Source organism: Candidatus Scalindua japonica (assembly GCF_002443295.1).
GTDB lineage: Bacteria > Planctomycetota > Brocadiia > Brocadiales > Scalinduaceae > Scalindua > Scalindua japonica.
In genome coordinates this window covers 21,692-35,148 of sequence record NZ_BAOS01000002.1, presented here as the reverse complement: position 1 = coordinate 35,148, position 13,457 = coordinate 21,692, and the positions used below count along the sequence as shown (strand labels likewise).

Annotated in this window: 7 protein-coding genes and 1 pseudogene; all 8 read right to left on the bottom strand. The window is 35.6% G+C overall.

The features are described from left to right. Positions 1-4,770: pseudogene (locus SCALIN_RS01385) on the bottom strand (hypothetical protein); the annotation flags it as partial. Positions 4,771-4,913: 143 nt separating this feature from the next. Beyond that, positions 4,914-5,465 carry a hypothetical protein gene (locus SCALIN_RS01380; protein ID WP_096892481.1) on the bottom strand — a complete coding sequence of 184 codons (552 nt, stop codon included), beginning with the start codon at positions 5,463-5,465 and terminating at the stop codon, positions 4,914-4,916. After that, a complete protein-coding gene (locus SCALIN_RS01375; RefSeq protein ID WP_096892480.1) occupies positions 5,440-5,862 on the bottom strand; it encodes a hypothetical protein in 423 nt (140 codons plus the stop codon). Before SCALIN_RS01375 ends, SCALIN_RS01380 begins: the two co-directional genes overlap by 26 nt. A gap of 513 nt (positions 5,863-6,375) precedes the next feature. After that, positions 6,376-7,944: a hypothetical protein gene (locus SCALIN_RS01370; RefSeq protein WP_096892479.1), complete on the bottom strand. Its 1,569-nt coding sequence runs from the start codon at positions 7,942-7,944 to the stop codon at positions 6,376-6,378. 156 nt (positions 7,945-8,100) lie between these two features. Then, complete coding sequence (locus tag SCALIN_RS01365; RefSeq protein WP_162532101.1) at positions 8,101-9,690, bottom strand: C1 family peptidase; 1,590 nt, start codon at positions 9,688-9,690, stop codon at positions 8,101-8,103. Between the two features lie 40 nt (positions 9,691-9,730). Continuing rightward, positions 9,731-9,949 carry a hypothetical protein gene (locus SCALIN_RS01360; RefSeq protein ID WP_096892477.1) on the bottom strand — a complete coding sequence of 73 codons (219 nt, stop codon included), beginning with the start codon at positions 9,947-9,949 and terminating at the stop codon, positions 9,731-9,733. 156 nt (positions 9,950-10,105) lie between these two features. Beyond that, positions 10,106-11,266: a M12 family metallopeptidase gene (locus tag SCALIN_RS01355; protein WP_096892476.1), complete on the bottom strand. Its 1,161-nt coding sequence runs from the start codon at positions 11,264-11,266 to the stop codon at positions 10,106-10,108. 66 nt (positions 11,267-11,332) lie between these two features. Continuing rightward, positions 11,333-13,423, bottom strand: a complete 2,091-nt coding sequence (locus SCALIN_RS01350; protein WP_096892475.1) for a patatin-like phospholipase family protein — start codon at positions 13,421-13,423, stop codon at positions 11,333-11,335. Positions 13,424-13,457 lie beyond the last annotated feature (34 nt).

The following is a 13,457-nucleotide window of genomic DNA, read 5'->3' as shown; positions in this document are numbered from 1 at the left end:
AAATAGAATAACTAATATTGGATAGTTGATTAATTTATTTACAGCCTCTGTTCTCTCCGCAATCAGCCTAATCTTTAACCAGAAATCTGTGGCAGTACCATGAATATCAGAAATGATACCAAATTTAATTCTTGTTTCTTTTGACCAGGCTATTTCTTCATCCATTATTAAATTAACAAACCTGACACAATGTCTGACAGCATCTACTACAAAAAAGAGTAAATATACAAAGAGAAAGAAAGACAAAAAAGTCATACCCAGATCAAAAAATTTACTAAAATCTCCACGAAATGGAACAGGTAGTTCTCCATACATTTTAATGATAAAAACTGAAAAAATTACAAAAGAAAGTCCAAACATAGTAGAACGAAAAAATCGATTTCGATATTTACCAAGTTCACTATAAAAATTCCAAATATCATGAACCGTATACTTTTCCCTAACATCTATGAACCTGTACCATTTCTTTGATAGAGCAACGTTATCCAAATAATAAATTATCAGCAAACTTAATAGTCCAATTGGTATTACCCATATTACATAAAAAAATTCCCTTATTGTTTCATGTCTTTTAATGAAGTTCCACCAATAGAGTAGACATGATGTTGATAGAAATAATAATATATTAACTAATATGGCAAAAAAAACTGTGTACTTCCTCTTTCTGTTTTCTGATAGGGCCAGGCCAACAGGTTGTTTACTATCATTATTTTTTCCTTCATAATTATTTAATGAAGTAACCTTTGTTAAGTAGTCATTTATGCACCATATAAATAATCCAATCAATGTTACAATCCAAATAATGTTATAATTTGGTCTCAAATCATCATCAACATGATTTATGGAAATACCATCAAGAAAATCCCATAAAAAAAGAGAAAATGTTATAAATGTTAATATTATTAAAAAAACTCGAATAACAGGAAAACATTTAATAGCTTTGTTATCAATTTTACTCTTTATTAAAATCTGCGAGAAAAGTTTCTTCAGAAGTTTAACATTGAATCGTTTAATACCTTGTTTCTGTGAGTCAGACATATCAGTCTCTTTTATCTCCAACTCACCATAATTAGTTAATAATATTTCAATTTCATTAAGATCATTAAGCTCTTTCTTTATTTGAGGAAAATATTTAATGGCTTCGTTATCAATTTTACTCTTACATTTTTTATGGAATGACAAAAGCATATCATCAATTTCTTTCTTATTTTTACCGTACCTGTTTAAAAACTTTTCATTAATTTTATCCGTAAAGTCTTTCTCATTTTCATTGCAGCTGTTTGAAACCTCTTTAATAGTTTTATCCCTAATTATTTTGTACCACGCTGAAACCTCTTCATTAATTTTATCCGTAAATTCTTTGTACCACGCTGAGAACTCATCTTTGATTTCATCCATACATTTTTTATAAAACAACAAGTCATCCTTTATGGTATTAAAAATATTAATAAAGTCCTCTTTCATCTTATTATCTAATTCATTTTCATTTTTTGTCTTTAACATCTTATCTAATAGACCGGCTTTATTTAGTTTAGATTTCAATTGCTCTACTACTACCGTGAATCTTGTCTCTTCAATCTTTTTTATTTTTTCTTTAATTATTTTTATTATTTCTTTTATCTTTTTTTTATCTTTTTTCGTATTTATTAATTTAATATTTTTTGATACGTCTTTCGTTCTTATCTCTTTTAACCGTTGAGTGTTATCCGATTTTAATAAAACTAAAAGGGCATCCCAATTACATATATCATCCATAGTCAATAATTCAGTATTTTGATCAAAATATTTATCCCCTAACTTATCAATATTTTTTTTTAATATTTTTTTGTAACTAAAATATAGAATCAATCCGGAACAAATAACGGAAAAAAATCTCAACAATTCTGCTGGCCAAAGACTTATTCCTTCATGCAATGAAAAAGGCTCTAAAATATCAACAGGCTTCTTATTAAAACAATAGTGTAATAGGATTATCAATATGTAACTTGAAATCAGAATCCATTGAAGAAAATGATTTTTTTGCTTTATGACCATTGTCACAAATAATATTACGCCAAATATGATGCTATAGACTAAAAGATATACCTTATTCTCATCTAGAATAAATTTTGGTAAATCTGGATAGATACTATGGTCCAAACCTGGAAAGATAGTTTCTAATTTGTTAAAAATCAGATTAGTATTTTCAGCTTTTTCTTTCGGATGCAAATTCTGACGTAATTCACAAGGATTATGACGCCCTATTTCTAAAATTTTTGGTTTTATCAGGTTATGAATTTCCGTTTGATAAAATTTGTTCATAGAAGAGTCTTTGCGATTATTTATTGCATGCAAAATTCTTAAATAAGCAGAATATTTATACTCTTTTTTAAATGGCGGAATTGTTTTTTTTAAATCTAAATTAGAATTCAGTTGTAAAACAATTTTTATAGATTTATGTTCATCTCTTATACATCTTTCAACATAGTTTTTATAATAGTTTTTGAAGTCAACATTTAATATCATGAGCGTACTTAAAAATACAGATGTTTGATAATTGTCCCGAAACGGAGGAATACCATTTTGCAAACCGGGATGCAACTGCAAACCAAAGTTTGAAGCAACGATAAGATTCCTCGTCCATCTAATTTCATCCGGATCTGAAAATCGCGTATCAAGGTCTGTGGTAAAAAATATTACATCTGGAAATTTATTACGCAATGCCTGCAAGACTAGGAGTTTATCGTATGCATCACTTCCCAGTACTCCTATAGCCTTTATCCTGCCTTTACCATTCTTTTTTAAGTTTCTGTTTTTGTTTTGTATAATATCTCCCATCCGTTGAAGGTAATCAAACTGTCCATTGCCAATAGAAGGATTAACAAAAACCCTTGAACTATTTTTTTCTGTGTTGCGATTTTCTTTTTTAGATTGTAACTGACCGGCCGGATAATTTGTTACATCATCTGAAACAGTACCATCCAAACCTCTTATATAGCTATATTGAATTATTGTCTCTTTGATTGTTTTATCAATAAATTCATCATTCTTATCAGCAACTTTCTTAATCGCATTTTTAAGTTCATTGTTAAAAATGCTTTTGTACAACTCTTTTGTTTTTTTAACAACAAAATCATCAAAATTATCTTTGTCTTTCTTGATTCTTTCTTTAACACTAACATAAGGTGCTTTTGTATTATCTTCGTTTGTATTATCTTCGTATGCACCCATTACCTTAGCCTCATATTTCTTACTCTCGTCTTTAATTATTTTAATAATAGGCCTTACATCTTCCCGGACTTTAATTATGTTTCTCTTTTCGATTTCGCTAATTATCATCTTAATATAATTCCTATGACAATCTATAATTCTTCTATCATTGAAAACTCTTCTTCTATCATTGAAAACTCTATTAAAAGAACCTTGTATCCAGCCACCATAATCTGTATCCCATTCAGATATGATAACAATATGATCATCCCCCGGTTTCACACCCCTTAAAACAAGTTCATCATATATACACTCCGCTAGTTCATAATCAGATTCGATAGTTCGTAAAAAGAGACCATTTGGGAAATTATTAGTAAATAATTCTCCAATATCCTTATCTTCTAATAGTAAATTCCTTTCAACTGTCGCTATAGGAGAAACTATTGTAAGCTTCAATTTTTTTAGATGATGCCATTTTTCTCGAATTTGTGAACAAACCTTCACTAAATCAACATAACTGAACCATTCGACTTTTTCTGTATTTACGTCTCTCTCCGTCCACTTAGGATTCATTATCTCCTTTTTCACTTCTGTATAAAACTCATCGTCTTTATCAACAACTCCGTCTTTATCTAATTTTAAGTTCTCCTTTATAGTAGTAAAGACAGCATAAATGTACTTTGTCATCGTATCCTGTACTTCTACTTGTTCTTCATCATTCTTTACTCGCTGAACAAATTTCTCATTATTATACAATTGCTGTGTTGCTAATTTTACTGTATAACTTTGTACTTTAGCAATTAAGTCACCCCAAGTTGTTGATTTTCCTAATTCATCAGCCATTGATTTTAGTGTGGCAGAAGATGACGGCCCAAGGATTGTCAATTTTACTGAATCAGTTTCATTCTTTGGACCATCTTCAACAATATTATTTTCTGGATTTGTGTTCTTGAACAACTGGTCAATCCGCAACACTTCGGTTAATGCATCAATATTTATAAGAAAATTATTAGCAAAAAATTCTTCATCCAGCCAGAGTAATACGATTAATGGTTTGCCTTTTCTGAATTTAAACAATTCAAACGGAATTTTTTCTGGCAATTTAACATTATCATCATTAGTAAATTTATAATCACTCGTCAGGAAATAGCCGATTTTTTGTGCATTTTCAGGCTTATATCCGGAAACATTCAGGGCAGAAACTATTGCGTATCTACGTCTACGTTTCTGTTCAACGTTTTCAAAGTAATGTCCACCTTCTGCCATAACGCCAATTATGTGAATTTCGTCTGGTCTAGTTATCTCATTTTTTTTTATGATCTTTTCCAGAACAAAACGTGAATGAACGCCCTTATGTAACGATTTATCCTCCTCGTGTTTATAAATAGCGCCAAAGGGGTCTTGCCAGAGACGAGCGTAGACATCTTCAGTGTCTCGCATATATTCAGATGTGCCATAATCTGAAGGGCGTGAGCTTTGCAAATGTTTCAGACTAAAGAAAACAGCTCCTATTACAATTAGTATAATTACAACGCTGCTGATTGGCGGCAGCCCAAGTCCATTTTTTTCATTTTCTAACATAACGATATCCTCAAGTCAGATTCTTCATTCCGCTTCGCTACATTCAGAATGACAAGCAAGCATGTCATTCTGAGGAAGAAACGACCAAAAAAGCTCAAGGTTGTCAACTTCAACTTTAAATTTTCAATGTATTTACTTAAACTTTACGGTAATTTTATCATCTCCACCCTTACCATTAATAAAAGTAATTTTATCATCTCCACCCTTACCATTAATAAAAGTAATTTTTCATCTTTTGTCATTTTGCCAAAATCACTTTCTTTGTTTACTGTTTCTTCGTCTGTGTATCCAGATATATTTTCATTCATCCCAGATTCATTGAATTTGATTGTTGATTCCCACATGTTCTCAGACATAATAATTTTATTAAAAAACAGTTTTTTCAGATTATTTTTTACATCAGAATTATCCTTAACTATGGGCTTAAAGCTAGATTTAATTATAATCTTCTTTTCTTCCCATTTCTCAATAGTAATAGTCTTATCTTTGCCTACCCTTTTTCCCCCGACTGATTTGATTTCTAATGATATATCTACAACACTTACCTTAATATCTTTTGATAAACCATTCTCACTAGCAAAAGTAATAATTGCTTCTCCCTCACTAACCCCCCTAATAAATATTTGTTCATACTTACATCTTGGTTCATGTATACATCCCTCTTTTTCTTTATAGTTTTTTTTTATGATAATCAAAAAGAGATTTCGCAACCATTTCATTGCTGGAAATAACTGAATATATAGTGTCTCCAGAAATAGCGGTAAAACAACCATCTTTACATTTTTTATTCCCTATTTTTAGGGTCAAAGATGTCGGAATAACATTAAACTCTTTGGTTTTTTTCCCCAAATATTTTTCTGATATTAATTTTAACTCATGAACTATTTCATCATTTGACCTAACGACATTATCCATCGTTTCAATATATTTATTAAAAAATTTCTCAATACTGTCTAATGATTTACAATCTTTAGTTAAAGATGCAAATTTAATATCCAAATGCTGCCTACTACAACACCCTATCGAACCAACAATGAGAATGACGCTGACCATAAAGGTCGTTATAAAAACACTCCATATACGTTCATACATTACTCATCTCCTTATTACCAGACTACCCACAAACCATAATATGTCTCACTTGATTAACATAAAAGAATTATCATCTTTATCATGTAAACAAATCAGTATCAACGGCATACGCGGGATCCTCTACAACGGGTTTCTCCATTTTAGGGAAATTCATTTTTTTCTTCAGTTAAAACAGCTTATTCCCTTTTCTCAGCCAGTTTCTCAGTGCCGTAACAAATGCATCGTGTTTCTTAACAGCAAAATCGATAGCTTTTACAGGATCATCCTCTTTCTATTCGATTAAGTCGAAAATATCACCAAGCATTATTAACACACTCCCTTTACCATAGGAAGAGGAGAGTTCATTTTAAACTTTTGTAAATACATCTTCCTTTGAGGGTGTAAAATCAGCAGCAGGTCATCCGTCTCCAACGTGTAAGTCTGACAGGAATATTTTCACTTTTTCTTTTATCATATTTGAATTCCTTAATTTTTTTGTACCTGGTAGTTTAAAATAATATCAACATGGATTTATTATCTTACCACTCCTTCTGTCAAACTTTTTTCAATTTTATTAACCAAATCAGCAAACTTTGTATCATCCGTTTTATCTACTTTATTGGGGTCCCAAATATGGACCGGATCGTCTGCAGTACCATTAACATATTTGTCTATTTCAGTTTCACGTTTGGTAAACGGTGGAAACTTGGCATTATTTCCTCCAATAATGTCTACCACATCACCACTGAAGGCTAAAATACTATTTTTTGAAGTGCTGGTAATAGAACCTAATTCTAAATCTGCTAATGTGTAAAAACTAACATCTTTACTTTCAAACACTTCTTCTACTTTTCTCTTATTGTTCTCATAGCAAGACGGGATCAATCCTTTACCCGCCCTTGCTGGTTCCGTCAATGATGGAAGCATCTTCCCCGGATCAACAACATAAACTCCCCGTACCGGATATGGCGCATGAGAACCCAATGCGACGGCTACAACCGGATGTAACTTATCCTTTTCCTCATTTTTAACAATTGCAACATCTTTCCACTTCAGTTTAACTCGTCCTGTCGACCATGCCTGCTCCTCACCGTTGTCTTTTCTTTTTAATGTTATTTTCTGTCCAGGGAGATGTGCGCCATATAATACCGAATCTGGTTGAGGTTCGATTTCCGGATTATTCCTGTCCCAGTTAAAAACGATACTGATACTTTCACGGTCAAAAACATGAGACGCTATTTTAAACCGTTGTCCATCTTTTTCAGTCTTAGGATCATATGCATAAAGAAAGTGATAATTAATTACAACTTCATCCCTTTTTTGATTAGGGTTAAAGAAACATGAATAATAAACAGTTATGTTATCTGCATTTCCAACCCTCTTTTCTATTGCGTTTCTCATTTCATTATTAGCAGTTGCAACATCACTAACTTTCAATGTATCCAGTTCACCGAGATTGTCACCATTAAACGGAAGTACTTTGCCAATATCATTAATAGGAATATCTTCAATGTTTTCCCTGACAACACCTGTTAAACGTGTTCTGCGTGTCACTTTTTTCTTACGACCTGTATCTAAGCGATGAAAAATTATCCCTACTTTAAGGTCATTTAAATTGTTATCAGGCTTTTCCTGATTTACCAGGTAATCGAGAGAAGCGGGAACATAACGTTCTTCATTATCTAAAAGAAGAAACGGCGCATATTTTTCTACTAACGGCTTAATTTTTTCTGAAAGTTTTTCCTGCTCTTTCCTGACCATAACAAAAACATCCTGTTCCCATACAGGATTATTAAATATCCAGTTTATTAATTTCTTAACCGGGTTTGTTATGATTCTCCACGGAGCGCCGAAACTATATTCTGCATCATTTAGATAGATGGAAAAAGTATATTTTCCGGTCTCTGTAATATCTGTCCTTATCACACCGAATTCCGGACCCAATAATGTCAACTTTTTCTTACCTTGGAATTTAATTCCATTTTTACTTAACTGATAAAAATAATGATTACAACCCTTAACTATCTCTCCAATTCTAATCTCCAGATAACTTCCATCATTTTTAATAATCTCAAAATTTTTAGGATAACTAATTGTTGCCATGATCAAATACTCCTATCCAGGTTAACAAAATCTTTGTTGTCATCTAATAAAGCAAGCTTTGCATGAAGAAATCATCTTCAGTAGATATCTTATACTATAACCTGAATTGAGTGATACATCGTCATGTATCACTCAATTCACAAACCAATCGACTGCCTAATATTTCAGATCAACATCTTTAAATGGTCTGGCAGGTTTTTTACCCAATATAGTGCCGAGTATGTCATTCATGGTATATTTGTCATTATCAAATCCACCATGACTTCTGCTTGCACTGCGCAGTTTTGAAGTTTGTTTCGCTCCGTTACTGTAAACCAGATCTAAATTTTTTGACGAGATATTTTTTAATTCCACGCTATATCTCTGCATGCCAAGAATTTTTGCCTCTCGTTCCTCTTCAAAAGCGTTGGAAACAAGGTAAAGTAATGACTTACGATATATTTCTGCAACATTGTCCGCCACCTCAAGCTCATCAGTCAAATTGTATATTGTCATTTTGTCTATTCCGAATTTACCGGTTTTAGAACCAAGGTAGGGTTTATAATGAGCATTGAACAGATCAACTGTACAAGCCGGCGCCATCAAACTACAGGTTGTTATCTTTTGTTTTGGAGCAATTTTCTTAAATGCTTCTATGAAATGTGCCAGTAGAATACCTCCGGTACTATGGCCTATGATGTGTATTTGCTTACTGAGTTTATTGGCATTCAATAGACAATTTATAAAAATGCTGATTGTTTTAATACCCGCACGGTTATTATAAAAAGGAATTTTAGCATCATCCTTCATTTCACGCCAGATGGCGCGGCCAGGTTTACGTGTCAAAAGTTCAATGAATTTGTCACTCCAGTCTCCAACACCCGCAACTCTATCAGTCGCACGTCTCTTTTTGCCTGAAATAATATCCTTGATCTCCTCCAACATTCCCGTGTCATACATGAAGTGATACGGATATATACCATTAGCTTTAAATACTTCTTTGACAGCGCTTATACGCCGAGCAGAATCTCTGGAACTATTCAGACCTCCATGTGCATAGAACAGGAGATGTCTATATTTGCCGCTGTCCGCCAGATGTTCCGCGGTAGCGGTCACATCTGCCTGATTGCTCCAATAACGTCCGTTATCGTAAAACTTACCATCATCTATGTGTACGAAATGTCCTGCAATCTCCGCACGCACGGGGCCCTTCTTGAGTTCGGCAGTACCTTCAGCACCTGAGGAAAATATATCAGGAGTTTTTCCGAAAATCTGCGGCGTCGGCAGCGCCAGTCGAACAACCCACGCATCCCTGATATTTACCTGCCAATCTTCGTATGTCCACAGTGCAATACCATTATTACCCCAATCGATATTCCATGAATTCTGTACCCAGAAACCCTTTTCATTGTAACCTACAATTGCAAAGGCATGTCCACCGGCAGATCTATCACGAAATGGAATTATTCCATTCCTTATTGAATCCTTCCACCAGCCGGAATGCACTGTTGCAGATACGTAAAGCACTTCCACCTCATTAAGGGCTGCATGGAAATCAACAATATCATGTCTTAAACGGTAATATGCGCCGATTGTATTTGAACGGGCATCTTTTGCCATATTTATTGACAAAGTCGACTTGTCATTTGTCCTATACGGCCACATTTCCTCAGTACATACACCCATATTGTACCAACCTCGAATAGCACCCCTGCAACTCGACCCGAAATATTCCTCACCCGGCCATTCATCAAACCTTCTAGCCATTTCATAGAGCATCCGTGGACTAACACTTATTTGACAGTCTCTACGCAAATTCAAAAGATTTATGACAGCAGCAAGACCGAATCCAGTACAGGCACCTTTCCCTGCCCTGGTCCAGAATAAATAAATTGTCGGGAGGGTCTATCTTCTTCTTTAACTGGACGAGCATGGGCTCATACATCCTGTCCCTGATATCCGGTATATCAGACATTGCGTCCAGAACATATTTATCAGGGCTTGTTAAAAATTTTGACTTAGTCATTTTAACGGTCTCCTTATCTTGTTAGCATTCTCCCTACATATCAAGTTTGAAGTAGACTGAGACTGGCAGTCCACGCATTTCAAGAGGACAGGCAGGATTCTAATTAGGACAATTAAAACCTGGTAGCCTGACGACACACTATACTTATGCTAATATCTACCACATCATCACTGCAGTCCCGCCGGACCGATTACTATAATAAAGACGTACTCGCAGGACATAACTACGCCCTTTAATCAATTTTGTACGGATTTTTGCATTATACCCGGTACCACTATCGTCATCTGCTGTCCGATAACGATTTTCTCCATTCTCATTCTCAAATAAAACCATGAGTGTGTCTGAAGTGCCGAATGTTGATATATTGTAATACCGTGTAGCAACAGGTTTGATATTAAAGTTGATCTGTTCGCCTGCCTTTATAGACATCTGAACACTTCTGAATGGAAGAAGATCAATATAATCATTCTTCTTAAGAGGCGGATAAAAACTCTTAACCCATGTTTTGTCTCGTTTGGAAAGCCCTGGATCAGGTTCTAACCCGCTAGTGTAGTACTTTTCTGGTATTTTAATCATCCCACTATCGAATGGATAATGCATTATTGAGTTCGGGTCCCAATTCGAACCCTGTACGGTATCCGGATCTATTTTTTTTATTATGTTATGATAGGTCGTTTCACGGCTCCATTCGTTTGGCGGTTTGGCAAGGTCACTGTACACAGACTCTTCATCCCAGACGATTCCCGCATTTGGATTTTGATGTTCATGAGGGAACCCAAGGGTATGACCAATTTCATGAATTGCAGTATCAATTTCACTGGCCTGCCGTGTTAAATCCCAACCAAAATTCATTGTTCGTTCATCTTCTGCGATACCGTTGATATCTCTTCCAATATACGACCATGCCCCATCACCTCTCATAAACCCTATTCGAATTTCAGCATCTTCACGTGATTTGACCTCTTTAAATTCCAAACCGATACCTACTTTCTTCCAGATATCAAATGCCCTGCGAACAATTTTCTTTTCTGCTTCTTGTGTAGTCCAACCTACCCACTTCCTTGTCCCGTTTGTATAGTATACATATTCGCCATCACTGCTTTTATCAAAAAAATAGTAGTGCAATACCGTCCCATTTGCCCATTTCTTTTCAATCTTTCGTATAAGACCAGCACGGTTTGGATTTACATCCGGGCCAAACACCCGCTCTACCGTCTTCGGCATGGAACAATATGAGTGTTTACCGGTTTTATTATCTGAGACCGTTTTCACATCACCAGTTCCTTTTCTTGTAATTCTTTTATTTGGTTTCTTCATTTACATCCTCCATTCTAAAAACATAAAAAAGTATAAAGTCAAATATAAATCAAGGAAGTTCACTGCTCATATTTTAACAGTAGCCAACATTTTTTTAGTCAGTTGATAACCCAGTTCACGGTAGGCCTCGAATTGTGATTCATCAAAAAACTGGTCTGATGTAGGCTGATCAGGAAACAGAGGGTTTGCATTTTTGTAACCGTAAATATCTGCCGGAAGATCTTTTATAAGTGTTGTCTTAAGGTATATAAGCCTTCCCTCAGACCCGTCATTGTACTCAATGCTGGCAATAGCAAAACCACGTTTTGCTAACTTGTATTTCCTTGCCATAAGCCCTTTCTCGGATTTTGGCAATACATGCTCCAGGTTAAACTCAGGATCATTAAACTTGATATTAGCGCCAAAATCAACACGTACACGCTCAATCGCGTTTGCGAGATCTCCGAATTGAAAATCAGGATCTGCTCCCGCATCGGAAACTATGATTAATGACAACCTACGTCTTATCAATTCGTAAAGCGCTAGGTTTTCAAAATGACCTCCATCAGTCAACTCTATTGATCTGCCATTCTCTTTCAGACCTGATCCCAATACTCCCATAAGACCGGGTATGATAAAATTTGGCGGGAAAGGTGAATGATACCTTTTTTCAGGATTGTGTGCCCAATAACCCGTCCTTATATTCAACAGAGACATCAACAGGGATACTGATTTATTACGCGTTACTCCCTGTCCTGCCACACCGGAATTTGGATTAACAGCCGCAGCAGAAATAGCCATCGCGGTTGAGAGTGTCATGCCGCGAGATCCTTTTTTCATATATTCAGCAGTTTCGCGCCATCCTGTCGCGTCACTTCCGCAAAAGAGTGGAGAGAGAGTAAAGCTGTCACCACCACGACCACGAAATTTTGATGTCGGCGAGTCTACAAGCACTATATGTGTGTTTATCAGATGATAGGGTCTGCGTGGATTATCGCACATCTTTTCCAACAGGGTTTTATCCGCTTCTTTAGCCGGATTCCACTGATTGTCCTCAACACTTTCCGTATCAGGAAGAAATGTCTCCATCAAACGGTCTCTGTACATACGGTACATACCGACATAGTTTAGATTGACAATGACACCGAATATTAAAACCAGTAAAGAAAGGCAAACAATCGTCCATCCACACTTGATATTATTTGCTAAAGTATATGCGATAAAGAGCATACCATATATCAGAAGCGCCGCTGCGACAACAATCAATATGTTTTCAACCGAACCTCTCTTTGACTTCTTCGGGTCCTGATCTCTTTTTAATCTAAGCAGACCCATAACTACACCTGCAATTGTTGATCCACAAGCTGCAATTGCCTGAGGGACAGTGCCGAGCACCTGACTCACATACTGCAGTGACCCCAGGACAAGAAGACCTAAAACGATCTTCCAGGCCCATCCCATAATCTTTTGATTAAAAATAAACCATCGGTATATCAGAGAACTATCAATAATACTCAACATCTTGGTAAATAGAGAAGACATGAGAATAAACAACAGGACCAGGACGGTTAATACGATTGCCGCACTGATAGAAAAGTTTATCTGACCTGAACAGGGAATTGGGCACCCGGTTGGATTCACGGTACCCGGTCTGTCAATCACATGTAATTTCAGCAAGCAATACATACCAATTGTCAGCATCGTCAGATACACAAACAGCGAAATAAACATACTGCGAATAACAACCGCCATCATTGAGACCATATCAAGCCCCTTGCCAGGGAGAAGATAGTTACAATGCTGTCTGATGTAGTTTAATGTAGCGTTTTCATTTATACCCTGCCTGTCACCAACCCCTGATCTACCAAGCGGGAATTCTGATTTTATAGTACCTTTCTTACCTCCTTTATAAAGGAACCAGGTGAGAGCTGAGCCAATGTATCCTCCACCGGAAACTGTAGATAGATAATCGACCTTCTTCAAGTGATCTCCTGCCAGAAGGCCCTGGATAACGCCAAGCCCAAATGCGGCAGAGCGAATGCCACCGCCTGAGAGAGCTAATCCAGAGAGGTTTTCCTTATTATTTTTTCCAATATGTTGTCTCTCTTTTTCGATAACTTCATTCGCATTTTCAACATAATGATCTTTTCCTGTTTTTCCATCATTTACTTCAACCATAAGCCTCCCCCATCCTAAAAAAATAACATGTTTG

Excerpts from the sequence above, each read along its gene's own strand:
- SCALIN_RS01375 (WP_096892480.1), bottom strand. The coding sequence starts at position 5,862 with ATGTATGAACGTATATGGAGTGTTTTTATAACGACCTTTATGGTCAGC.
- SCALIN_RS01370 (WP_096892479.1), bottom strand. The coding sequence starts at position 7,944 with ATGGCAACAATTAGTTATCCTAAAAATTTTGAGATTATTAAAAATGAT.
- SCALIN_RS01365 (WP_162532101.1), bottom strand. The coding sequence starts at position 9,690 with ATGGCTAGAAGGTTTGATGAATGGCCGGGTGAGGAATATTTCGGGTCG.
- SCALIN_RS01360 (WP_096892477.1), bottom strand. The coding sequence starts at position 9,949 with ATGACTAAGTCAAAATTTTTAACAAGCCCTGATAAATATGTTCTGGAC.
- SCALIN_RS01355 (WP_096892476.1), bottom strand. The coding sequence starts at position 11,266 with ATGAAGAAACCAAATAAAAGAATTACAAGAAAAGGAACTGGTGATGTG.
- SCALIN_RS01350 (WP_096892475.1), bottom strand. The coding sequence starts at position 13,423 with ATGGTTGAAGTAAATGATGGAAAAACAGGAAAAGATCATTATGTTGAA.